Annotated in this window: 19 protein-coding genes; 17 read left to right on the plus strand and 2 right to left on the minus strand. The window is 58.3% G+C overall.

Features of this window, described 5'->3' with window-relative positions; all coding sequences use genetic code 11:
• The first annotated feature begins 42 nt into the window (after positions 1 to 42).
• The 5 genes from RX329_RS14545 (at position 43) to RX329_RS14565 (ending at position 5251) form a co-directional block, all read left to right on the plus strand.
• Complete coding sequence (locus RX329_RS14545) at positions 43 to 840, plus strand: enoyl-CoA hydratase/isomerase family protein (protein ID WP_231190537.1); 798 nt, start codon at positions 43 to 45, stop codon at positions 838 to 840.
• 127 nt (positions 841 to 967) lie between these two features.
• On the plus strand, positions 968 to 1954 hold the full coding sequence (locus RX329_RS14550) for a Bug family tripartite tricarboxylate transporter substrate binding protein (protein WP_085394413.1): 987 nt from the start codon (positions 968 to 970) through the stop codon (positions 1952 to 1954).
• A 185-nt stretch (positions 1955 to 2139) separates the two neighbouring features.
• Positions 2140 to 2682, plus strand: a complete 543-nt coding sequence (locus RX329_RS14555; RefSeq protein ID WP_317246038.1) for a tripartite tricarboxylate transporter TctB family protein — start codon at positions 2140 to 2142, stop codon at positions 2680 to 2682.
• A 12-nt stretch (positions 2683 to 2694) separates the two neighbouring features.
• A complete protein-coding gene (locus tag RX329_RS14560; protein ID WP_317246039.1) occupies positions 2695 to 4212 on the plus strand; it encodes a tripartite tricarboxylate transporter permease in 1518 nt (505 codons plus the stop codon).
• A 163-nt stretch (positions 4213 to 4375) separates the two neighbouring features.
• Positions 4376 to 5251 carry an outer membrane protein gene (locus tag RX329_RS14565; RefSeq protein WP_317246040.1) on the plus strand — a complete coding sequence of 292 codons (876 nt, stop codon included), beginning with the start codon at positions 4376 to 4378 and terminating at the stop codon, positions 5249 to 5251.
• Between the two features lie 97 nt (positions 5252 to 5348).
• Here the strand turns inward: RX329_RS14565 and RX329_RS14570 are convergent, their stop codons facing one another.
• Positions 5349 to 6542 (minus strand): CoA transferase, encoded by a 1194-nt coding sequence (locus RX329_RS14570; RefSeq protein WP_317246041.1) that lies wholly within the window; start codon positions 6540 to 6542, stop codon positions 5349 to 5351.
• A gap of 483 nt (positions 6543 to 7025) precedes the next feature.
• On the opposite strand from RX329_RS14570, the gene RX329_RS14575 reads away from it, so the two are divergent.
• Positions 7026 to 9461 carry an NF038122 family metalloprotease gene (locus RX329_RS14575; protein ID WP_317246042.1) on the plus strand — a complete coding sequence of 812 codons (2436 nt, stop codon included), beginning with the start codon at positions 7026 to 7028 and terminating at the stop codon, positions 9459 to 9461.
• Position 9462: 1 nt separating this feature from the next.
• Here RX329_RS14575 and RX329_RS14580 read toward each other — a convergent pair whose 3' ends face one another.
• Entirely contained in the window at positions 9463 to 10614 is a 1152-nt protein-coding gene (locus RX329_RS14580; protein ID WP_247441494.1) for an acyltransferase family protein, read from the minus strand.
• 1952 nt (positions 10615 to 12566) lie between these two features.
• On the opposite strand from RX329_RS14580, the gene RX329_RS14585 reads away from it, so the two are divergent.
• From RX329_RS14585 to RX329_RS14635, 11 genes are all read left to right on the plus strand, one after another.
• Positions 12567 to 14267 (plus strand): oligosaccharide flippase family protein, encoded by a 1701-nt coding sequence (locus tag RX329_RS14585; protein ID WP_317246043.1) that lies wholly within the window; start codon positions 12567 to 12569, stop codon positions 14265 to 14267.
• The gene (gene hisH, locus RX329_RS14590; RefSeq protein WP_247441498.1) at positions 14264 to 14881 is read left to right on the plus strand and encodes an imidazole glycerol phosphate synthase subunit HisH; all 618 of its coding nucleotides are present in this window, start codon (positions 14264 to 14266) and stop codon (positions 14879 to 14881) included. Before RX329_RS14585 ends, hisH begins: the two co-directional genes overlap by 4 nt.
• A complete protein-coding gene (locus RX329_RS14595) occupies positions 14878 to 15648 on the plus strand; it encodes a HisA/HisF-related TIM barrel protein (protein WP_247441501.1) in 771 nt (256 codons plus the stop codon). Before hisH ends, RX329_RS14595 begins: the two co-directional genes overlap by 4 nt.
• Complete coding sequence (locus RX329_RS14600; RefSeq protein WP_317246044.1) at positions 15648 to 16778, plus strand: N-acetyl sugar amidotransferase; 1131 nt, start codon at positions 15648 to 15650, stop codon at positions 16776 to 16778. Before RX329_RS14595 ends, RX329_RS14600 begins: the two co-directional genes overlap by 1 nt.
• On the plus strand, positions 16775 to 18148 hold the full coding sequence (locus RX329_RS14605) for a hypothetical protein (protein ID WP_317246045.1): 1374 nt from the start codon (positions 16775 to 16777) through the stop codon (positions 18146 to 18148). Before RX329_RS14600 ends, RX329_RS14605 begins: the two co-directional genes overlap by 4 nt.
• 38 nt (positions 18149 to 18186) lie before the next feature.
• Positions 18187 to 18741, plus strand: a complete 555-nt coding sequence (locus tag RX329_RS14610; RefSeq protein ID WP_317246412.1) for an acyltransferase — start codon at positions 18187 to 18189, stop codon at positions 18739 to 18741.
• Positions 18738 to 19808 (plus strand): glycosyltransferase, encoded by a 1071-nt coding sequence (locus tag RX329_RS14615; protein WP_247441507.1) that lies wholly within the window; start codon positions 18738 to 18740, stop codon positions 19806 to 19808. The genes RX329_RS14610 and RX329_RS14615 overlap by 4 nt, the downstream gene beginning before the upstream one ends.
• A gap of 22 nt (positions 19809 to 19830) precedes the next feature.
• Complete coding sequence (locus tag RX329_RS14620) at positions 19831 to 20673, plus strand: class I SAM-dependent methyltransferase (protein ID WP_247441509.1); 843 nt, start codon at positions 19831 to 19833, stop codon at positions 20671 to 20673.
• A gap of 614 nt (positions 20674 to 21287) precedes the next feature.
• The gene (locus tag RX329_RS14625) at positions 21288 to 22349 is read left to right on the plus strand and encodes a Gfo/Idh/MocA family protein (protein WP_247441511.1); all 1062 of its coding nucleotides are present in this window, start codon (positions 21288 to 21290) and stop codon (positions 22347 to 22349) included.
• 14 nt (positions 22350 to 22363) lie between these two features.
• Positions 22364 to 22816: an acyltransferase gene (locus RX329_RS14630; RefSeq protein WP_317246413.1), complete on the plus strand. Its 453-nt coding sequence runs from the start codon at positions 22364 to 22366 to the stop codon at positions 22814 to 22816.
• Between the two features lie 12 nt (positions 22817 to 22828).
• Complete coding sequence (locus RX329_RS14635; RefSeq protein WP_247441512.1) at positions 22829 to 23926, plus strand: DegT/DnrJ/EryC1/StrS family aminotransferase; 1098 nt, start codon at positions 22829 to 22831, stop codon at positions 23924 to 23926.
• The last annotated feature ends 22 nt before the right edge of the window (positions 23927 to 23948 follow it).

Below are 23948 nucleotides of genomic sequence, written 5' to 3' on the forward strand. Positions count from 1 at the left end.
GCTCAGCTTGCCTGAGCCAACTTCGAGAAAAGAGAGCGCGCGATGAACGCACCGACGACCGCCAATGAAGACCTGCTCTACTCCGTCACGGACGGCATCGCGCGGATCACCTTCAATCGCCCGCAGGCGCGCAACGCACTGACCTTCGCCATGTACGAGCGCATGGCGGAGATCTGCCAGGAGATCAACGCCGACCGCTCGATCAAGGCGCTGATCCTGACCGGCGCCGGCGACAAGGCGTTTGCCTCCGGCACCGACATTTCTCAATTCCGTGCGTTCAAGACCGCGCAGGATGCGCTCGACTATGAATCCCGCATCGACCGCGTGCTCGGCACGCTGGAGCAGTGCCGCGTGCCCGTGATCGCGGCGATCGCGGGGGCATGCACCGGCGGCGGAGCCGGAATTGCGGCTTGCTGCGACCTGCGCATCGGGACTGAAACGACGCGCATCGGGTTTCCGATCGCGCGCACGCTCGGCAACTGCCTGTCGATGTCGAACATCAGCCGCGTCGTCTCGCTGGTCGGCCCCGCCCGCACCAAGGATCTGATCTTCAAGGCGCGCCTCGTCGAGGCACCGGAAGCACTGGCCCTCGGCCTCCTCAACGAGATCGTTCCCGACGTCGAGACGCTGCAGCGCCGCGCCGACGAGACCGCCAGGCTCGTGGCGAGCCACGCCCCGCTGACGCTTGAAGCGACCAAGGAGGCAGTGCGCCGTATCCGCCGCACGCTGTCGCGCGAAGAAGGCGAGGATCTGATCCTCAAGGCCTATATGAGCGAAGATTTCCGCGAGGGAATGGACGCCTTCCTCAACAAGCGCACGCCGAACTGGAAGGGCAAGTAGCGCATCTGCGGCGTGGCTTCGTCAGCCGAAAGTCATAGGCAGCGGGATACCCGCGTGCTTGAACTCGCTCGCATTAGTCCGCACAATGCGTCGAGAAGCAAAGCTAATAATCCAGGGGACGAAACTCGTGCGAATTCTAGTGAAAGCTGTTGGCGTCGCAGCAGCGCTATCGTTGAGCACGCCGGCCTTTGCCGGCTGGGAGCCGACCAAGCCGGTCGAGATCGTGGTCGCCGCGGGCGCGGGCGGTGCCTCCGACCAGATGGCGCGGATGATGCAGGCCGCCATCCAGAAGAACAGTCTGATGAAGCAGCCGATCGTGGTCTCGCTCAAGGGCGGGGCTTCCGGCGCGGAAGCACTGATGTACATGAAATCCAGCGAGGGCGATCCCAACAAGGTGCTGATCGCCTATTCGCTGATCTACATGCTGCCACTGTCGGCGAAGATCCCGTTCAACTGGCGTGAGCTGACCCCGGTTTCTGTGATCGCACTCGACCAGTTCGTGCTGTGGGACAACAGCGCGGGTCCCAAGACGGTGAAGGAGTTCGTCGCCGCCGCGAAGGCGGCGAGCGCCCCGTTCAAGATGGGCGGCACCGGCTCCAAGCGCGAGGATCACGTGCTGACTGTGTTCCTCGAACAGAAGACCGGCGCGAAATTCTCCTATCTGCCCTACAAGTCCGGCGGCGAGGCCGCGACCCAGCTCGTCGGCAACCACACCGAATCCAACGTCAACAATCCATCCGAAAATCTCGAAGTCTGGCGCGCGGGCCAGGTGCGTCCGCTCTGCGTGTTCGACAAGGAGCGAATCTCCTACACCAGCAAGGTGACCGAGACGCAGTCCTGGGCCGACATCCCGACCTGCAAGGAGGAGGGCGTCGATGTGCAGTATCTGATGCTGCGCGCGATGTTCCTGCCCGGCAAGGTCACGGCGGAACAGCAGGCCTTCTATGTCGAGCTGTTCCACAAGGTGACGCAGACCGCGGAATACAAGGACTACATGGAAAAGCAGGCGCTGAAGCCGATCTTCCTCACCGGCAAGGACATGGTGCAATTCCTCGAGGAGGACGATGCGGTCAACAAGTCGCTGATGACGGAAGCCGGATTCGTCGCGAAGTAGCGGCCTCTTCTCGCTCGCCCCGTTCTTTCGGAGACGCGACGAGCTTTGCTCTCGATGGGAGGTTGGGGTGAGGGGTCTCTCCGCGAGTCCAACTCTCGCCGTCCCCTTTGAGACTTCCCGCACCCCACCGTCTCTCCGCAAGCGGGGAGAGGGGGGAATTGAACTTACTCCGTCCCAAACGGCTCATGCCCCAAACCGATCTTGAAATCGTCGTCGACGATCCGACCGCGCCCGAAGACGACTCGCCTTCCGTCGTCTCCTCCGGCACGATCGAGATATTCGTCTGTCTCTTGCTGCTCGCGCTGGCCGCCACGCTCGGCTACGACAATTGGCGCACCGGCGCCTCCTGGGATTCGACCGGGCCGGAGCCCGGCTATTTCCCGTTCTATCTCTCCGTCATTCTCGCTGGTGCCAGCCTCTACGGCCTGATCGTGGCGCTGGTCGCGAACCGGGCGGCGCCCGAAACCTTCGTCACGCGCGCGCAGGCCCGCCGCGTGATGGCGGTGTTCGTGCCGACGCTGCTGTTCTGCCTGGCGACGCAGTTTCTCGGCCTTTATGTCGCGAGCTTCCTGCTGATCGCGAGCTTCATGCGCCTCGTCGGCAAAATCGCGCTGTGGAAGTCGCTGCTCACCGCTGTCGTATTCACGGCGATCATGTTCGTGACCTTCGACGTCGCCTTCGACGTCATCATGCCGAAAGGGCCGCTCGAAGCGGCCTTCGGCCACTAAGGCGAGCCCGCGATGGAAGCTTTCGGTCTCTTGCTTCACGGCTTTGCGGTCCTGCTGACGTGGAAGACGCTCGTGCTGATGATGGTCGGGCTGGTGCTCGGCATCTTCGTCGGCGTCTTGCCCGGACTCGGCGGACCCAACGGCGTCGCGATCCTGTTGCCGCTCACCTTCACGATGGATCCGACCTCGGCGATCGTGATGCTGTCCTGCATCTATTGGGGCGCGCTGTTCGGCGGCGCGATCACCTCGATCCTGTTCAACATCCCGGGCGAGGCCTGGTCGGTCGCGACCACCTTCGACGGCTATCCGATGGCGCAGCAGGGCAGGGCGGCGGAGGCGCTGACGGCGGCGTTCACGTCCTCCTTCATCGGCTCACTGGTCGCGGTGCTCCTGATCACCTTCCTCGCCCCGATGATCTCGTCCTTTGCGCTGAAGTTCGGCCCGCCGGAATTTTTCGCGGTGTATCTCTTGACCTTCTGCTCCTTCGTCGGTCTCGGGCGCGAGGCCAAGCACAAGACCGTCATCTCGATGTCGCTGGGGCTGTTGCTGGCCGGCATCGGCATGGACACGGTGTCTGGCAATCTGCGCATGACCTTCGGCTCGTCCGAGTTGCTCCGCGGCATCAACTTCCTCGTCGCCGTCATCGGCCTGTTCGGCATCAGCGAGATCCTGCTGACGATGGAGGAGCGCCTGGCGCTGCGCGGACACGCGGCGAGCATTTCGTTGCGCGTCGTGCTGAGTGTGTGGAAGGACCTGCCGAAATACTGGGTGACGCTGCTGCGCTCATCCTTCATCGGCTGCTGGCTCGGCATCACCCCGGGCGGCGCGATCGCGGCCTCTTTCATGGGCTACAATCTCGCCAAGCGTTTCGCCAAGGACCCCGAGAGCTTCGGCAAGGGCCGCATCGAGGGCGTGTTCGCGCCAGAGACGGCGGCGCATGCCTCCGGCACCGCGGCGCTGCTGCCGATGCTGGCGCTCGGCATTCCCGGCTCCGGCACCGCCGCGATCCTGCTCGGCGGGTTGATGGTGTGGGGGCTCAATCCGGGACCGCTGCTGTTCGTCGAGCACAAGGATTTCGTCTGGGGCCTGATCGCCTCGATGTATCTCGGCAATGTCGTCGGCCTTGTGCTGGTGCTGACGACGGTTCCGATCTTCGCCTCGATCCTGCGCGTGCCGTTCGCCGCCGTGGCGCCGATGATCGTGGTGTCGTGCGCGATCGGCGCCTATGCGATCCAGAACGCGATGTTCGACATCTGGCTGATGCTCGGCTTCGGCGTCGTCGGGTACGTCTTCAAGAAGATCGGCATTCCGCTGGCTCCGTTCACGCTGGCGCTCGTGCTCGGCAACCGGGCGGAGGATGCCTTCCGACTGTCGATGATCGGTGCCGGCGGCGACCTCAAGGTGTTCTGGTCGAACGGCCTGGTCGGCTCGATCACGACCTTGGCGATCGTGCTGCTGTTCTGGCCTGTGATCGACGGCTTCCTTGCCCGGGTCGGATTGACGCATCGCGCGAACTCGCGGCCACGCTAATTCATTAAAATCAGTAGCAAAATCAAGATCCTACGCAGGCTTAACGTGCTCGTCATCCCCAGCTGCTTTGAGCACGATTGTTTCTCAATGTTGCCGCTGCGTGACAGCCAGACGCGGCCCTTAAGCCTATCCTGTGGCCAGATTCAGCGGGAAGGTTTTTTTGATGAAGCAAATTGCATTGGCGGTTACGACCGTGATCTCCCTATTTGGAACCAACGCCGTGGCGGCGGACTTGGCGGCGAAGCCTTACGCGAAGGCGCCTGTCATGGTCGACCCCGGCTACAATTGGAGCGGTTTTTATGTCGGTGGCAACGTCGGCTATAGCTGGGGTCGCGAACGCGACGACGGCACGCTAAGCGGCGTCTCGAGCGCGCAGGTATTCCGTACGGCAGGTCCGACCCCGGTGGGCGCTCCGGTCGTGACGGCGCTGGGCGCGGTTCCGGTCTGGGGCCGCTCCAATGTCGATGGCGTCATCGGCGGCGGCCAGTTCGGTTACAACTGGCAGCAGAGCAATTGGCTCGTGGGCCTCGAGGCCGACCTTCAGGCCAGCGATGAGAAATCGACTGGCACTATCTGCGTGGCGGTTGGCTGTCCGACAGGTTCGGCGCTGTTTCCGGCCAACTACAAGCTAGATTGGTTCGGTACCGTGCGGGGTCGTGTCGGCTGGCTCGCCTCTCCGCGCATCCTTCTGTATGCGACCGGAGGCTTAGCATATGGACATCTGGACGCGAGTGCTCCGGCCGTCGGAATTGGCTGGGGCGGCACCAACGCCGGTTGGACCGTGGGTGCTGGCGGCGAGTTCGCGATCGACCGCAGCTGGTCGGTGAAGGTCGAATATCTCTACATGGATCTCGGCTCGTTCAACGGAGCTTCGGCCAGCGCGACCACCGTCACCAACGCGCTCAACACGCCTGGCGTCGGTTTCAACACCGTGACCACGACCACGACGACGGCAAACTTCGGCACTCGCTTCACCGACAATATCGTTCGCGTGGGCGTGAACTATCGGTTTTCCGGACCGGTCGTCGCCAAGTACTGAGGCAAGGCCCAGGCTTTCCTGCGCATTCAATGGCAGAGCCCGGCCTCAAGCCGGGCTTTGTCATGTCAGGACACGCGTCCGTCTGTTGTGAGTGGGCCTAGACTACTTTGGCTTCTTTGAGCCGCGCAATCTCATCCGCGCCGAAGCCGAACTCCTTCAGCACTTCCTCGGTCTGCTCGCCGAACTCTGGCGGCCGCGCCACCATCCTGCTCGGCGTGCGCGACAGCGTCACGGGCTGGCCGATCAGGCGGATCTCGCGACCCTCATCATTCGGCACCTCCTGCGCGATACCGAGATGCTTCACCTGCTCGTCTTCGAACATCTGGTCGATGGCGTAGATTGGCCCACAGGGCACGCCGGCCGCGTTGAGTTCACGGACCCAGGTCTCGGTGGACTTCCTCAAGGTACGCTTCTCGATCTCGGCATTGAGCGCGTCGCGGTTCTTGGAGCGTGCCGGCGCGGTCAGATAGTCGGGATGGCTGTAGAGTTCCGGCGCGCCGATCGCCTGCGCGCAGCGCTCCCAGATCCGGCCGCCCGTGGTGGCGATGTTGATGTAGCCGTCCGAGGTCTTGAACACGCCGGTTGGAATGCTGGTCGGGTGGTTATTGCCGGCCTGCTTTGCCACTTCCTTCTCCATCAGCCAGCGTGCGGCCTGGAAGTCGAGCATGAAGATCTGGGCCTGCAGCAGCGAGGTCTGCACCCACTGGCCCTTGCCCGAGACCTCGCGCTCCAGCAGTGCGGTGAGAATGCCCATGGCACAGAATAGACCGGCGGTGAGGTCGGCGACCGGAATACCGACCCGCATCGGCCCTTCGCCCGGCGCACCGGTGATCGACATCAACCCGCCCATGCCTTGCGCGATCTGATCAAAGCCCGGCCGCTTGTGGTAGGGCCCGTCCTGGCCGAAGCCCGAGATGCTGCCGTAGACGAGGCTGGGGTTGATCCTGGCGAGGCCCTCATAATCGATGCCGAGCTTCTTCTTCACGTCAGGGCGAAAATTCTCCACCACAACGTCGGCCTTGGCAGCGAGGCGCTTGAACGCGGCGAGCCCGCGCTCGTCCTTCAGGTTCAGCGTCATCGCCCGCTTATTGCGATGCAAGTTCTGGAAGTCGGAGCCCCGCCGCGGCCCGCCCGGCTGCTCGCCGCCGGCATCCTCGGTGAGCGCGTCGATCTTGATGACGTTGGCGCCCCAGTCGGCGAGCTGTCGCACGCAGGTGGGCCCGGACCGGACGCGCGTCAGATCGAGCACGGTGAAGCGCGATAGGGCTTCCGAGGCATGTGGAAAGAGCATTTTTGGAACTCCGGACGCAAGGGCGACATGCCAAGCTTCTGATGGCAAAAATATAAAATCAATGGCCTGCCTCGGGAACAGATGGCAAGCCTGCTCTTTTGCTGATAAGCGCCTCCGCCTCAAACATCCCGCAATTGATGGTAATTACCGAGTTGCGTGGACGAGTGTAGTTGTGGACAAATGGTTTCTGCCCCGATCGCCTTTTGCCGCTTCCATGGAAACTGCAAATTAAGAATGACGGATCAATTCTTTGGGCAGCATGACGCTGCGGCGGCAAAGTGCGGAGTTGGTTTGTGCCGCATCTACGCCGGTTACGAAGCCGGAACCCCAATTTGAGGCGAGGCGATGAGATCGGCATCTACCCAGGACCCCCTGCTCTCGGACGATCCCTTCTACACGGTTGTCGGCGGTAGTATTCAGGGAAGCTACTTCCCGGACACTTCGGGAGCCACTCCGAGTTCGACCACCACGACCGGCTCCGTCATGTCGGTCACCTCGGGTGGGATCACCATCAACTTGATCCTCGATGCGGCGGCGCAGGGTGCGCCGGACAGCTTCAAGAACGGCCTGCAACAGGCGGTCGCGATCCTTGCCGCCAACATCACGGACAAGATCACCGTCAATATCAACATCGATTACAGCGGGAGCGGCGGCGGCGCTTCGGCCGGCCCCGACAGCGGCTACTATGAAACCTATGCCTGGACTCACTCGCAGTTGGTAAACAATGCGAGCGCCGGCGACGCCACGTTCAACAGCCTGCCGGCTGGCTCCGCGATCCAGGGACAATCGAACGTCGCGGTCTGGAATGCGCAGCTCAAGCTCTGGGGAGTGATTGGCGCCAACGACACCACCACCGACGATGCCAGCGCGAATTTTTCCACCGACATCAATCCCAGCCTGCTGGTTGGCGTCGCCCTGCATGAGCTGACGCACGCGATGGGCCGCGTGCCCTACGGTTCGGCGCCCGACGTCTTTGACCTGTACCGGTTCACAAGCCCCGGCGTTCGCCTGTTTCAGGGCGGCGCAACAGCGCCAGCCGCATTTTTTTCGCTGGACGGCGGCGCTACCAAGATCGCTGATTACGGCCGGAGCTCCGACCCTAGCGACTTCCTCAATGGCGGCGTGCAAGGGTCCAATGATCCTTTCAACGAATACTATACAAGCTCCACCATTCAGGGATTGACGACGGTCGATCTAAAGCAGCTGGATGCGCTCGGATTTCATCTCGCGGTCAACTCGCCCACGACAATCGAGTCCTATGGTTTCACGACCCTTGTTGAGGCCGGCAGCAACTACTTCATGAACGCGATGGCCGGCGGCGCGGGGCCGTCGGTGAAATACGGCGGTTCGGCATACGTTGCCGGGCAGTTCGGCGGTTGGTCACCGATCGGAGCGGAAGCGATTTCGGGCGGCTACGAAGTGGCCTGGAAGAGCGGATCTCAGTTCACGATCTGGTATACGGATGGCAGCGGCAACTACATGTCAAACGCTGGATCGCTCGCGGCCAACAGCACCAGTTTGGAAATGTTCGAGACGAGCTTTCATCAGGATCTGAATGGAGATGGCGCGATCGGAATTCCAGCAGCGACGATCGAGTCATATGGCTCGACGAAACTGGTTCAGGTTAGCAACAATTATTTCTTCAACCCCGTAGCGGGAGGAACGGGACCGGAATTCAGCTATGGAGGATCTCCCGTTGAGCAAGGTCAATTTGGCGCTTGGTCACCGGTCGGAGCGGAAGCGATTTCGGGCGGCTACGAAGCGGCCTGGAAGAGCGGATCTCAGTTCACGATCTGGTATACGGATGGCAGCGGCAACTACACGTCAAACGCTGGATCGCTCGCGGCCAACAGCACCAGTTTGGAAACGTTTGAGACGAGCTTTCATCAGGATCTGAATGGCGATGGCACGATCGGAATTCCAGCAGCGACGATCGAGTCATATGGCTCGACGAGCCTGGTTCAGGTTAGCAACAATTATTTCTTCAACCCCGCAGAGGGAGGAACGGGACCAGAAGTCAGCTACGGAGGATCTCCCGTCGCGCAAGGTCAGTTTGGCGCTTGGTCACCGGTCGGAGCGGAAGCGATTTCGGGTGGCTACGAAGTGGCCTGGAAGAGCGGATCTCAGTTCACGATTTGGTATACGGACAGCGGCGGCAAGTACACGTCAAACGCTGGTTCGCTCGCGGCGAACAGTACCAGTTTGGAAACGTTTGAGACGAGCTTTCATCAGGATCTGAATGGCGATGGCACGATCGGAACTCCCGCAGGAACGGCGGGGAGGACGACGATTGAATCATACGGCGCGACGAGCCTGGTTCAGGTTGGCAACAATTACTTCTTCAACCCCGTAGCGGGAGGAACCGGACCAGAATTGGGCTACGGAGGCTCTCCCGTCGCACAAGGTCAGTTTGGCGCTTGGTCACCGGTCGGAGCGGAAGCGATTTCGGGTGGCTACGAAGTGGCCTGGAAGAGCGGATCCCAGTTCACGATTTGGTATATGGATATCAGCGGAAATTATACGTCGAACGCTGGATCGCTCGCGGGCAACAGCACCAGTTTGGAGACCTTTGAGACGGGCTTTCATCAGGATTTGAATGGAGACGGCATTTTAGGAGTCACAGCACAGGTCTCCGCACAGTCAAATCTCAATGTTGAACGGCAAGTTGTCTCTCCTCTTCCTGCGGGCGAGCAATTCCATTTTGGACAGGGCCAAGAGATTTTGCTGGCTCGGCCTAGCGCGCTCGATCTGGCTCAGTTCGATTGGACTGATGGTAGCTATTCGCATTCAGTGCACGTCAATCCACCCTCCAATAGCTTTCTTTCAGTTGAAATAATGCCAAACCACGATGCCATGAGCGCGTGGCATGAACTCGCCCGTAGCATTACTGGTGACCACGGGCACCTGCTGTTCACGTAACCTAAGCGACTGCCCTTTTTTTATACGACCCATAGCTAAGTTGACGAGCCCAATTCAAAATGGGCTTTTCCAAGAAATTGTAGGATATCCAGCAGAGCACGATCGTGCATACGAATGCGGCAATGAGCAAACCTAGGTCCTCTAGAGTTTGCAAGCGTTCTCCTCGCCGCATTGCGACGAAGAACAGCCCAATCACCATCGGGTGGAATAGATATACAGAATAAGAGATCGTCCCGAAAAACTGGAGCGGCGCGCAGTGAAGTACTCGAAGCGTGTCGTGATCTCTGTTCAAGACGATGACTAGAATTGCAGACCCATACAACAGGCCAAGATACAAGTGACCCCAATAATACATCGTATCTGCGGGTTGCTTAGAATACAGGACGAGGAAGAACGGAATAGCCCCCACACAGAGAGCCAGAACTAATGTGACCAGGGGGCGGCGCCTGTTCAACCACGCGAGACTTTGTTCTCGCCTAAATGCCAAGGCGATCAGTCCTCCCAGACAAAGCTCATCAAGTCGTAGCAATGTGTTCACATAAGGAGCAAAATGATTCTCGGGATACTTCAGATGAAAATACGCACGCGCCGCAGCCGAGATCGCGCCGGTCGCCCAAAGAATGATCCTTAAGCGGGACACTGGCGTCAGATAGACGACAGCAGGGAAAACCAGGTAAAATTGCTCTTCGATGGCAACTGACCAAGTAACGCTGGAGGCGCTCGGTCCCCATTCATTGTGGAAGGACATATACCAATTTTGTAAGAAGAGTAGGTAGGTGACGGGACCTATATCTGCATTGAAATAAGTGTTTGGGGGAAGGCACAATGTGAACCCCCAGAAGAATACGAGCAGTAAGAAATAGGGGGGCAAAATCCTCGCTGCACGACGTAGGTAAAACGTCGCAAAGTACCTCCCTTTCTCCCGTTTATCGACAAGAATTCCAATGATCAAAAAGCCGGAGAGCACAAAGAACAAGTCAACGCCCGTGCGACCAAAGACCAGTATGCTAGAGAGCCATGTGGATGCGCTGCCTAGGCTCGGTGAGATGACAGCTCCAATGAAATGCCAGAGAAGGACCATCAGCACTGCGACGCCTCTGATGCCGGTCAGCTCGACGATGTGCTGTTCAGAGGAAAGAATTGCGTTCCTCATGATTTCTCCCGAAAAACAGTTTAGACGCGGCTTTTAGCTCCATTCCGATCGGATGATATATCTAATCGCGGAATGCAGCCCAGCCGGGTTCAAGTTGTAGAATGCCGTCGAGCGAGGTGAATATCGCGTCGGGCATCGGTGAGAGTCTTGTAGTTTCGAAGATGAACGAGCTCGCTTTTGAGGATATGAAGAAGCCGTTGATGGAAGCTTGTCGAATGGATCGATCCTAGCACACAGATCGTCGCACCGGATTGCGCGTTGCGGTCCTTGATGGAGCGGGAGCTCATGTCGGGCGTCCGGCACTCAGCGCCGCAGCACTGGGCCGTGCAGATTCGAGCTCTCTTTGGCCGCCGATGTGATCGGCGCCTCCATACCGCCAGCTCAATGGCCTGGCGCTTGTACTCTTCGGTGAACGACCGACGAGGAGGTTCTTTCCATTCGACGCCTCCCGGCTCTTTGAGCCTAATGCAGCTCTCTCTCATTCGGGGGAGGTTCACCCTGGGCGCTCCAGTTCTGAAATCTTGGAAGGGATCTGTGTCTTGGAAAGATCGGTGTTTCGCTTTATGCGATTGATGTCGCTCGGGATGGCGCGCTGCTCGTTTATGCTCCGGATAGGTTGCAGGTACTATCAGGACCGCCTACCAGCGGTTCCGCTCCGCCAGGAGGAAGCGCCACGTTCGACTAAAGGCGCTTTCACCCGTCCAATCGGTTGGTAGGTCTAGCGCCCACACATCATTGAGGAAGTCAAAGTTAGAACCCGCCACAACCCAGAGTTGGTCTGAGAATACAAGGGCTGAATGCGCCATCCGCGGTGCCCACACTTTCGCGAGGTAGGGGTACCAGGTTGTTCCGTCCTTGGAGTACCAGATTTCGTTTGATCCCGCCCGAGTCGATGGAACCAGTCCTCCCATAGTCCATAAAGCGCCGCGAAACGACGCGCTGGCGGACCAGATCCGGCCAGGCCATTCTGCCATCGCTGTTTTCCTGGTCCAGGAATGACCATCGGGGCTGCACCACACGTCTTGGTAAGCGACGGCTTTCTTGCCCCAATATCCGCCGCCCAAAATCCAAATCTGTCCTTCGTGAACAACCGCGTTGTGGAACGCACGAGCTGGCCAAGGTGCGTTTTGAAGGACCTGCGTCCAGGTCGTCCCATTGTCAGTGACCCAGATGTCGTTGAAGTTTGGCTCCGTGCCTTCGTTTCTCGGATGCCGAGTGCCGCCGAGCAGCCAAAGCCTTCCGGAAAAAGATACGAGTGCGCCGCCACCGCGTGGTGACCAATCTGCCTCTCCAGCTCGGGTCCAGCTTCGCCCATCTTGAGACGACCAAATTTCAGCGACTGGCGTAAAGGTGTCGCCGTCTTGATAGAAGCCGCCCATTCGCCAAAGCCGTCCTGCGAATGCAATGACCATCGATTGAACGGTAGGGCTCCATGGAGCTTGATTTAGCTCTTTAATCCAGGTCAGACCTTCCGCTGAACTCCAGCAATCACTGAGCCCTTGTGGTGTTTTCGCTGGAGTGCCTCCAATCAGCCAAATTCGGTTTTCATGAACGACCAAACCTGCGTTGTCCCTGGGGGCCCACGGAGCAGCCGAGGTTACTGCTCTCCAAGACGGGTCCGGCGCGGGGCGATAGGAGGCTATCCCAACGGCCCCGCTTATGAGCCCTCCGACGAGTATGAGGCGCCGGGTAGGTGGTCGAGGATTCATCGCGCTGCTCCGTTGTCCTTTCCACTGTCTAGATCAAGAAAATCGTAGCACTTCAAGCGAATGGATTTGTTCGCTGGATGAACAAACCGACACTTCACTTGCCTTGCACAATTGGATGCTGTTAGAGGAAAGCTATCTTTCATGTCGCCTTTTTCGTGTGGCGGAACCATGTCTTCTACGAGGCCGAGGTAAGCGTGGGCACGATCAGGTTTGGCCTACTTGGCCGCGGACGCATAGCGAACCATGGCGCGGATTTGCTGGGCTGCGGTAGCCTCATGGGAGCTGCCCGCGCCCACATTCGCGGCAACTTACCTGATCGCGCGGATACCGGGGCTTCCTCAAGAAAAAGATCTCATGCTGTCTTCTATCGCGGCCGAGGAAAAGCGCGTTTACAATGTGCGCTCGGGCCTGCGGCCGCTGCTGTTTCCGAACGCGCATCGGTATCAAGTTGCATTCTCTCGCTGCCAACGTTCGCCGAGATCGCAATTGCTCAGCAAGCTGCTGTCATTGATCTGGTTCGCACGCTTGACTAGTCCTCGGCCGACGGCTCGACTGGCGCAGTCCCTCATCGCGTCGGGATTTGGTCCACTCACGTCGCAGGCTTTCTCAATCGCGCTTGTTCCTGTTTTGTTTCGGTTATATGAGCCATCTGATTTCGGTGTCTGGGCGGCTATCCAGGCCGTGGCGATAATGGTCGGCTCGCTGCTCTCGTTTCGGTTTGACCTGGCCCTGGTAATCGAGCGCGACTCCCTGGCCGCGAGTCGTCTCTTCCTGGCCACGATAGGTCTCGTTTGTGTCATGTCGCTCGTGCTGGGCGCTGTGACCGCCATATTCATGAGGTCCATTCAACAGCTCGGAATCGGGCCGATGCCTGTAGCGTTGGGTTGGGGCTGGTTGTCGCTCGTGGGTCTTGCAGTCGTACTCCAGGCCTGGTTGATGCGGGAGGGGGCGTTTGCTCGAATCTCGACGGGCGTTGTGCTGAATGCGATCACAGCTAATCTCGTCCAGCTCGGAGGAGGCTTTAGCGGCGACGGCGTGTGGCTGGTCGTTGGCAGTGTTGTTGGGCAGGGAGCCGCTACGCTTTTCTATGTTTGTAGCATTCAGCGGTCCACTAAGCGGCCGGCCTATTCGATGGATGTCAGTGGGATGATGACTGCCTTGATGCGCAACAGGCGCTTCCCGCAGTTCTCGCTGCCCTTCACGGTCCTTTCCTTGCTACGCGAGCGAGCGCCTATCTTCATAATCGGAGCATTCAGCACGGCTTCGCTGGTCGGAGTCTACAGCCAAGCTTGGAGATTGACGCATCTTCCGTCCGCATTCACCAGTGCCTCTCTTAGACCCGTGTTCTTTCACCGCGCAGCGACGGAAGGACTTGCCCCTCAAGGTGACGCGGTCGACCGGATCATGCGATGGCTGCTCATCGTGAGTAGCCCATGGATTGCCCTGCTCGTGTTTGGAGGAGACGAGCTCTTCATGTTCGTGCTCGGATCTCGATGGCAGGGGGCGGGGTGGTTCTCCGCAATGCTCGTGGTGCCTGCGTCTCTCTTCATGATGACAAATTGGATGGATCGACTGCTCGATTCCATTGGCCGTCAGGATCTCAATCTGAGGCTCGAGGCCGTTGCAGCAATCAGCTCTGTCGGTTCTCTTTTGGCGATGCTCGCTTCGGGACGATCGTTGACCGAAGCCGTTGCCCTGCAAAGCGTAATGCTGACTTTGAGCTACCTTGCGTTTCTCTGGATCTGCTATGGTGCCGCGGGTTGGTCCCGCTCTGTATTGCTGAGATCGATTGCTATTTCCGGGGTTCTCGGAGCGGTGGTCTATGTCATGCTTTCCATACTCCGGCAGCTGCTTGCGCCAGTGGCCGTGATTGCGTTGGGCGCCATGTTGGGGGGCGCCATCACAGCCATCGCCTTGTTGAGAGCTAGGAGGGATTTGCTATGATCACCATTATCGACTACGGCGTCGGCAATCCCGGTGCTCTCGTCAATATGTTCGAGTTTATTGGCTACGAGGCACGAATTGCTAGTCAGGCCTCGGCCATCCTCGAAGCTAGTCACCTGCTGTTGCCCGGAGTCGGTGCGTTTGATGCGGCCATGCAGAGGTTGCGCAATTCAAATCTCATTCCGGCACTCGAGAAAGCTGCTTTTGGCCAAAGAACCCCTTTGCTGGGAGTTTGTCTCGGCATGCAGCTGCTCGGCCGCGGCAGCGAAGAGGGAGCTACCAAGGGACTCGGCTGGATCCCTGCCGATACGGTCCGAATGCGCCCCGACCCTGCACTGAAGCTGAAGGTGCCGTTCATGGGATGGGCGGACATCGAAGCTGCGCCGAGCGCGAGGCTACTCGATGGTGGCAGCGAGCTTTGCTTCTACTTTACCCACAGCTACCGCATGGAATGCGACTATGCCAGCGATGTCGCTGCGACCTATCAGTTTGACCGCCCGGTTGTTTGCTCTGTGCAGCGCGATAATATTTATGGAGTGCAGTTCCATCCAGAGAAGAGCCACCGGTTTGGCATGAAGCTGCTAAGCAATTTCGTCGAGAGATCCGCAGTATGAGACCCCGCGTCATTCCGGTTCTCCTGCTTGATAGCCGCCGTCGACTCGTGAAGACGCGACGTTTTGGTGAACCCGTCTATGTCGGTGATCCCTTCAACGTCATTCGCATCTTCAATGAAAAGGAAGTGGATGAGATCTGCTTGCTCGATATCAACGCAACGGTTGAAAAAAGGCGGCCGGACGTCGGTTTCATTCGCGAGCTCGCGAGTGAGTGCTTCATGCCGTTGAGTTACGGTGGCGGTGTGACATCTGTCGCGGACGCGACGCCTATATTCGCGGCGGGCGTTGAAAAGGTGGTCCTTGGTCGTGCTGGAGCGGACATGCGCGCGGTCCGGGCGCTTGCCAACGATTTTGGATCCCAAGCCGTCACCGTCTGTATCGACTGCACGCGCGTGAATGGCACGTGGCGAGTCGCACAGGACCGTTGTCGTGTCGTTACCGATCTCGATCCTGTCACCTTTGCAAAGGCCGCCGAAGATTCCGGTGCTGGTGAAATCTTGCTGCAGAATGTCGATCGAGACGGAGAGCGCGGCGGGTACGACCTTGCCCTAATCTCCCAAGTCTCCCGCGGCCTCGAGGTCCCGTGTGTTGCGCTGGGAGGCGCTGGTGAGCTGCAGCATCTGACGGAAGGTCTCGCGGCAGGCGCCAGCGCTGTCGCTTCTGGAAGCGCCTTCGTTTTTGTTGGTCGCCTTCGAGCCGTCCTTATCACCTATCCTTCGGGCAGTGAGATACGGCGTCTGCACGCAACTCTGCAGAGGGTCGTTTGATGCTGCAGAACAACCGAAGTTATCAAGTCTGTTCATACTGCGTGATGGATAACACTAATCCGGGAATCGCCTTCGACAGCAACGGACAGTGCAACTGCTGTCGCGACGCCATTGCACGCAAGCCTCACGAATGGTGGCCCAGCGACGAGGGGCGAGCAAGCTTAAACGCGATCGTCGACAACGTTCGAAACGAAATGAGCAACAGACCGTATGATGCCATTATAGGGCTGAGCGGTGGGATAGACAGTGCTTATGTGGCGCATCTGCTGGCAAAGGAATATGGTCTTCGCCTTTTAGCGGTGCATGTAGATGGTGGCTGGAATACACAAGCCGCTGTTCGAAATATCGAATTGTTGGTGAGGAGCTTAGACATTGATTTGCATACCGAGGTGATCGAGTGGGAGGAAATGCGTGACCTCCAGCTGGCATATCTCAGTGCCTCGGTACTCAATCAAGATGCGCCCCAAGATCATGCATTTTTCTCAACCCTCTACAAGTTGGCCAAAAAGTACAATCAAAAGTATTTCTTTAGCGGAGTTAACTTCAGCAGTGAGAGCATTCACATCCCTGCAGGTGGTTATCCAGCGATGGATGCGCGCAACCTGAAGGCGATCCATCGTGCACATGGCGCAACTTCGCTGCGAACTTTTCCCGTCATGAGTTCGCTTCAGTATCTTTGGCTAGTGAAAGTCCGAAGGCAGGTGCAAATAGTGAAGCCACTCAATTATCTGCCCTACGACAAAGAGGCTGCGAAGCGCTTGTTGGTGCAGACTTACGGCTTCGTGGATTACGGCAGCAAGCATCAAGAAAGTCGATTTACGAAATTCTACCAAGAGATCTACCTGCCCGCTCGCTACTCCTTTGATAAGCGCAGGCTGCATTATTCAGCCCTAATAGTTGCGGGGCAAATCACCCGCGATGGTGCGATGCAAGAGCTAAGTGTTCCTTTGATCTCCGAAGGGCAGGCGATGAGAGATAAGCGCTTCGTGGCAAAGAAGCTTGGAATTGAATTCTTGGAGCTGGAACGCCTGATCGCTTTGCCAGCGGTTCCGCACGAGCACTATGCAAACAACGCAGCCCTCTACAGGTTGAACCACGCTTTGCGACGACTGGTCCCGAGGTTCTCATGATCATCTCTTTAACCTACGTCGTGGCCGCTTTAGCAATCTATGTTGCCGCGATCTATCTAGTGTACCGATTGGAGCCTCGCATAACTGCGTCTTCGATTTTAATCTGCTTCCTATTTTTGATATACGGTCCGCCTTATATCGCCTACATGCTGTTCCGCAGGCCCATCTCGGCAGTCGATTACTTAATTTCCAGTTCGGTTGATTTCGACCAGGTGGTCATTGGTCAAAATCTTTCGATTGCGCTGATGTTCGTCTCTGTAATTGCAGGCATAGAGCTTTTAAATGTGTTGATGGCTAGCTCGATCCTGAAGATGCAAGAAAATCTTAGGGCGTGGAACAAGCAACCACTGACGTCATCGTCAAAGAGGTCGTTGGCGCTATTCAGCGTAGTCCTCGGGCTCGCGATTTTCATGGGATGGACATCGTACCGGGAGGGTCACTTTCAGACGCTGTCGGGATATCTCTCCGTACCAGGGGATGAATTTGCTAAGATCGCTTACCGCCAGCAGCACGGCGGAAGCCAAAGTTATCTTTACAATTGTGTCGCAGCTTCCGTCGCACCGATGATGATAGTCTGGGCAGCTCTCGCAGGATGGGCGCAGCGATGGTGGGCGCTGCTAGCGGCGGCTGCTTTGCTCGTTATGACGACTTTGTTAGCAAAGCTCGAGACGCTCAATAAGGCGCCTAGCGCCTTATTTCTCCTTCAGCTCGGCTTCGTGGGGTATTTATTGTTTCGAAATAATCTGAACTGGCGCATAGCAGTCGGGGGTCTCGCGGTCACGATATTGATTTTCGTTCCGATATTTCAGCTGGCAATTCCTGGTATGAACGCGACGGAAGCGCTTGGATTCTTCTATTATCGGGCGTTCGATTACTCGAACGCGGCACTGCTGGAGTATTTTGGAGCGTTCCCTTGGAGGCTTCATCACATGTGGGGAGCCAACATCCGATGGGTAGCCACGCTGTTGAATTGGGACTGGACCCCATCTTACGACGTGGTGGCGAGGCTGTGGCGGTCGGCCGAAGGGACGCATACGACCGCTATGTTTATTGCAGATGCATGGGTCGACTTTTCCTATGCGGGAGTAGTCATATACAGCATAGTCGCGGGCGCGGTCTGCCGGGCTATAGATGCGGTGTTTCTCAAGGAGGGAAAAACGACGGTCGCGGTGGCGGCTCTGGCCGCTGCGTTCATTGGGGTCTACAACTTGATGATCTCCGCGCTTCCAACTTCGATGCTGTCCGGCGGATTGGGACTGCCGTTGATTGTCGCGCTCCTGCTTGGAATCGGCAAGCGCTTGAGGCGCGAGGAACATGGCGAGGCAGCCGATGCTGTGCCTATCGTCTTGGAAACTGGGACGGGGAGCTAATGCTGACCACATTGCCCATACGCATTCTTGATGTCTTAATGGGGTGGAAGGCATGGAGGTCAGGGGCGGTTTCCGTCGGAAGCGGAACCTCGTTGGTTTGGCGCCGGCTTCGTCGTGTTCAGGGCAATCGACTGAGAATTGGCGAAAGCTCTATTGTCCACGCGAATATCATTTTTGAAAGCCGGGGGGGCGACGTTCTAATCGGTGATCGGACATATGTTGGCCTATCCACCGTCATTTGCTTTCAGCAAATTTCCATTGGAAATGACGTCCTCGTATCTTGGGGCGCAACGATCGTTGACCACGATTCGCACAGCCTTGAGTGGAATCTGCGTCGGAACGACGTGCGCGAATGGTCGCGCAATCGAAAGGACTGGTCTCACGTCCCTAGCGCGCCAGTAGTAATCGCCGATAGGGCGTGGGTAGGATTCAATGTCACGATATTGAAGGGGGTGACTATCGGGGAAGGTGCTGTTGTTGCTGCGTGTTCCGTTGTGACGCGAGATGTTCCGCCTAATGCTCTCGTTGCGGGAAATCCGGCTCGGGTGATTCGGATCCTGAGTAACGGTGCCAGGGCCGAACTATCGCAATGAGGATTTTCCAGAACAACGGGCTCTCGCGCGGATTTCGAAGCTACCGCACCAGGCTGCGTCGCAACACGTTCCGCCAGCAGATTCTGGACTTCCTGGGCACTCGATTCGCCGCCTTGCATATTCTGTCTCCCGTACTGGAGGACGACGCACGTGCGTTCTATACAAACGGCGATGATGAGCGATTGCAGACAGCCTGGGCGCTAGAGCAGGGTCTCCAAACGAGCGATTTGACGAAAATACTCCTTGCCCAGATCGAGCACCACAATGCCGAAGTCTTCTACAATCTCGATCCAATGCTATATGGGTCCGATTTCGTAAAAAGGCTGCCGGGCTGTGTCAGGCACACGATATGCTGGCGTGCAGCACCTTCGGGCAACGTAGATTTGAGCGAATACGACCTTGTCGTCTGCAATTTTCCCTCGATACTGCAGGATTGGGAGAGAAAGGGATGTCGAGTAGCGTATTTCGCGCCTGCATATGATCCTTCAATGAGCGAATATGCGGGTGAGACGACCAAACCACTGGATTTGATATTCGCTGGAGGTTTTTCGCGCCATCACATCGCGAGATCGGCGATATTGAGTATGGCGGCTGGCCTTCAGGGCGTAAAGTCGCGCTTCCATCTCGAGCAGGGGCGACTGACGCGTGTTGCGAATGCGTTGCCGTTTGTTCCTTTGCTGAGCAAGTTCGCGTACCCGCGTCAAGTCGCAGAGCGGGCTATGAAACCGCTCTACGGGCGAGAAATGTACTCGGCATTCGCGAGCGCGAAAATAGTCCTGAACGGGGCGGTCGATATGGCTGGAGCCGACCGGGGAAATATGCGTTGCTTTGAAGCAACTGGTTGCGGTTCGGTCCTGCTGACGGACGCCGGCAACTACCCGGAAGGGTTCGTTGATGGAGAAACGATGGTGACCTATTCCGCCCCCGGTGAGATCTCAACGCTGGTTAATCGGCTGCTGGCCGATCCATCTTGGGCATCGTCGATCGCGCAGGCTGGGCACCACATGGTGAAGAGTCTGTACAGCAAGACGAGACAATGGGATCGCTTCCAGGAGCTAGTGGAGTGAAATTGGCTATGGTCTCGCACTCATGAATGCTGCATTAAAAGGCACCTGGGAAGACGCCGTGTGCTGGCTCCGCAAACAACCGGAGCAACGGCAGCTCGTCTTGGACGCCTTCTATGACGATCCGCTCATCGCAGCAGCCGAGAGGTACTTCCATTCCTCCGAATGGGAAGAGATATCACGCCTCTTGTCCAACAGGTCGGGCAGGGCGCTGGATGTTGGCGCGGGCCGAGGAATAGCGAGCTATGCCTTGGCTCGCGGTGGATTCGAAGTTACTGCGCTCGAGCCTGACCCGAGCGCAATTGTTGGGGCTGGCGCGATCCGCCATCTCGTGGCGGAAAGCCGGCTCGGCATTGACGTCGTGGAACAATTCTCGGAGCAGCTACCCTTCGCCGAAGCAACTTTTGATGTGGTTTTCGCGCGCGCTGTGCTTCACCACACTCGTGACCTTGAGAACGCATGCAGCGAGATGTATCGAGTGCTCAAGCCAGATGGCTTGCTTATAGCTGCAAGAGAACACGTGATCACCAAGGATGCGGACCTGCCTCGGTTTCTTGCGCTGCATCCACTGCACCATCTATATGGGGGAGAACATGCGTTTCGGTTGGATCGATATCTGGCCGCGCTCAGGCACGCGAAATTCCGCTCTACTGAGGTGCTTTTGCCGCTCAAGAACCCCATCAATCTCTACCCTTACACGATCGATCGCATTCGCGAAGAGGTCATCACAAGATGCTCGCGCAGGCTTCCTATTGCTTCAATATTGCGGGCTCTGACTCCACCTATGCTAATTGAACTAGCTTTGTCGGTTGCTACCCGTTTCGACAATCGGCCAGGGCGACTGTACACATTTGTCGCCTATAAGTAGGCGCTCAACCTTGCTTGTCCTCCCAGAGGGACGCTGCGCGCTGTCGACGGTCTGTGAGTGCTGCAGCGTGGCGGTGTTGACCAACCCCGGTCAAACGAGCTGTTGAAGTCGAGAAAAGAGTCCATGAAGCCACTGGTCCCAGGTGCGGTCGCCGACGGCCCGCGCAAGCACAACGCCGTCAACATGCTGGAGCGCCTGGATTAGCAATTTCGGGCCGTCCGTGTGTTGACCGTCAAGCGTCACTAGTGGGATCCCATGGCTATCCCGACCTGGATTTGTGGTTGGAGCACAAGAAGGAGGCGCTACGCTTAGGAACTGAGGATCTTCCGGGCGCACTGGGTGAGCGACGGAGACTCCGAGGAGCGTACCTCGGCCGCGCCCCATGATCAGTTTTGCTGCCTAAACGCACAGAAATGATGCGGTCCGCAGTCGGATTTAGGGATTCCGAAATAGCTGTCTGGCAAAGCTAAGTTTGAGCTCTGATTCGTTTGGGTTGACGGAATGCAGGGAACGAGATGGATCAGCTTTTTAGGCCTAGGACTTGATTTAAAAGGGGTATCTCGAATATAGACGACCTACGTTCGACCACCGGGCGCAACGGAAGGGATCGCTGAATGATCAGGTTTGGCCTGCTCGGATGCGGGCGTATCGCCAAGCGTCACTCGGAGCTGTTGGGGAGTGGTCAAATTGAGGGCGCGCGCCTCGTTGCGGTCTGCGATGTGGTTAAGGCTCGCGCCGACGCTGTCGCCACGAAGTTTGCAGTCCCGGCCTACGACGATTTGAACGAGTTTCTCGCACGCACCGACATGGATGCCGTCGCGGTCCTGACGCCGAGCGGCATGCACCCGGAGCACGCCATTGCCTGTTCGCGCGCCGGCAAGCACGTCGTCGTCGAAAAGCCGATGGCGCTTCGGTTGCAGGATGCCGACGACATGATCCGCGCCTGCGACGAAGCCGGCGTAAAGCTGTTTGTCGTCAAGCAGAACCGCTTCAACGTTCCGGTCGTCAAGGCGCGAGAGGCGCTGGACGCCGGTAGGTTTGGCCGGCTCGTCCTCGGCACTGTGCGAGTGCGCTGGTGTCGAGACCAGAGCTATTACGATCAGGATGCGTGGCGCGGCACCTGGGCCTATGACGGCGGCGTGCTGACCAATCAGGCCAGCCACCACATCGATATGCTGGAATGGTTTTTCGGGGACGTCGTGAGCGTTCATGCCCGCGCAGCTACCGCCTTGGTGAAGGTCGAGACTGAAGACACTGCGGTCGCGACACTGAAATTCCGCAACGGCGCGCTCGGGATCATCGAGGCGACCACGGCGGTTCGCCCAAAGGATCTCGAAGGCTCTCTTTCGATCCTTGGTGAGAAGGGCACGGTCGAGATCGCGGGGTTCGCGGTCAACCAGATCAGGCACTGGAATTTCGTCGACGAGTTGCCGAGCGACAAGGTCGTCGTCGAGAAGTTCTCGGTCAATCCGCCCAACGTCTACGGCTTCGGCCACCAGGCCTATTATCAGCACGTCGTCGACTGCCTGTTACATCAGAGCGCTGCTCTGGTCGATGGTCTGCAGGGCCGGAAGAGTCTCGAATTGATCTCCGCCCTCTACGAGTCGATAGAGACCGGACAGGAAGTCGCGCTTCGTTTCGAGCCGCGGCGGAGCAAGCTCGGTGTGATCTCGTGAGCGGCAAGCCTCAGATGCACCAGGTTGCCGTGCGCGACGTTAAGTTCGGTGAGCGCGTCAAACTGGTTGAGCCCTGCAATCTCTACGGCTGCGAGATCGCGGACGACTGCTTCGTCGGCCCGTTCACCGAGATACAGACCGGGGTAACCGTCGGCCCGCGAACCCGTGTGCAGTCGCATGCCTTCATCTGCGAACTGGTGTCGATCGGCCAGGATTGTTTCGTCGGACACGGCGTGATGTTCATCAACGATACGTTTTCCACCGGTGGGCCGGCACGCGGGCGCCGTGAATTGTGGCGCGCGACGAAGATCGGCAATCGCGTTTCGATCGGCTCGAATGCCACTATCATGCCGGTGTCCATCGCCGACGACGTCGTGATCGGAGCAGGTTCCGTCGTAACGAACGACATCACCGAGCCCGGCAGCTACGCCGGAAATCCCGCCCGCCGCCTCAAGGGCAAGATCTAGGGAATAGCATTCATGCCGGTACCTTACGCGGATCTCGGGCTCCAGTATCAGTCGATCAAGGATGAGATCGATGGCGCCATTGCTGCGGTCATCCGCGATAGCGCCTTCATCCGGGGACCCTATGTCGATTCCTTCGAGCGACAGTTTGCGGCTGCGGCGAGGGTCAAGCACTGTGTATCCTGTGCGAACGGCACTGACGCACTCTACCTCGCGATGGCAGGGCTCAAGGTCAAGTCGGGTGATGAGGTCATCACGACCGCGCATTCCTGGATATCGACGTCGGCGATGATTACTCATACTGGCGCCCAAGTCGTGTTCTGCGATACCGACGGCGTGACCTTCACGATCGACCCGGCGGCGATCGAAGCCGCGATCACGCCGCGGACCGTCGGAATCATTCCGGTGCATCTCTACGGCCAGCCGGCGGACATGGACGCGATCATGGCAATCGCGCGCAAGCATGGACTCTGGGTCGTTGAGGACTGCGCCCAGGCGCATCTGGCCTGCTACAAGGACCGGATGGTCGGAACGTTCGGCGCGGCCGCGACCTACTCGTTCTATCCCGGCAAGAATCTCGGCGCTATGGGCGATGCTGGCGCTGTCGTCACCAACGATGCTGAACTTGCAGAGCACATGACTATGGTGGCGCGCCACGGCGGCCTCATCAAACATCAGCACAACATCGAGGGCATCAACAGTCGGCTCGATGGGTTGCAGGCAGCAATTCTTTCCGCGAAGCTGCCGCATCTCGCTGCCTGGACCAAAGCCCGGCAACATGCGGCTGCGATCTACGATGCCAGCCTCAATCAGATAGAAGGTGTGGAGGTGCCGCAGGTCGCACTCGGCCGCAGCCACGTCTATCATCTCTACACGATCCGTCATCCGCGACGCGATGCGCTAGCCGCTCATCTCAGTTCCAGCGGGGTGCAAACTGCGATCAATTATCCGACCGCACTGCCATTTCTTCAGGCTTACAAGCGGTTCGATCATAGCGTGCGTGAGTTTCCGAATGCATACCATGATCAAAACAGTATTCTCTCGCTCCCGATGTATGCCGAGATGACGAGCGAACAGCAGGAAATAGTTATCGATTGCATTCGCTCCTTCTAGTTGGTCATGCCTTTGTCGAGCC

The organism is Bradyrhizobium sp. BWC-3-1 (genome assembly GCF_032917965.1).
Taxonomy (GTDB): domain Bacteria; phylum Pseudomonadota; class Alphaproteobacteria; order Rhizobiales; family Xanthobacteraceae; genus Bradyrhizobium; species Bradyrhizobium canariense_D.